Raw genomic sequence first — 440 nt, forward strand, 5'->3', positions numbered from 1 at the left:
AGTTAGGTCATTTCAAACGTGTTGAAGGGGGAATTATTGTGGAAACGTTAGATATTCAGCATATCGAAGAAGAAAAAAATGAAACAGAAACTGCAGAAATTCTGCCTGGCCTTAGTCAATTACCCGTCAAACTGGAGTTTGTTTTGTATCGTAAGCAGGTTACCCTGGCCGATCTCGAAACAATAGGGCAGCAACAACTATTATCGTTACCGATAAATGCTGAATGTAATGTTGAGATTATGGCGAATGGTGTTTTGCTGGGTAATGGCGAACTGGTACAGATGAATGACACCTTAGGCGTTGAGATTCATAAATGGCTGAGCGAGTCTGGTAATGGGGAATGATATCTCATTAATTGCCTTACTGGCATTTTCCACCCTATTGCCATTTATTATTGCATCAGGAACCTGTTTCGTTAAATTTTCTATCGTATTTGTCAT

1 protein-coding gene and 1 pseudogene are annotated in these 440 nt (G+C 39.5%); both read left to right on the forward strand.

The window, feature by feature from the left end; genetic code table 11:
* The coding region (locus F7Q90_RS26110) for a FliM/FliN family flagellar motor switch protein (RefSeq protein ID WP_211369714.1) at nucleotides 1-344 on the forward strand (344 nt) is incomplete at its 5' end.
* Nucleotides 334-440: pseudogene (locus F7Q90_RS26115) on the forward strand (SPI-1 type III secretion system export apparatus protein SpaP); the annotation flags it as partial. The gene F7Q90_RS26110 and the pseudogene F7Q90_RS26115, both read left to right, overlap by 11 nt.

It is taken from the genome of Pantoea stewartii subsp. stewartii (genome assembly GCF_008801695.1).
In the GTDB taxonomy this organism is placed as follows: domain Bacteria; phylum Pseudomonadota; class Gammaproteobacteria; order Enterobacterales; family Enterobacteriaceae; genus Pantoea; species Pantoea stewartii.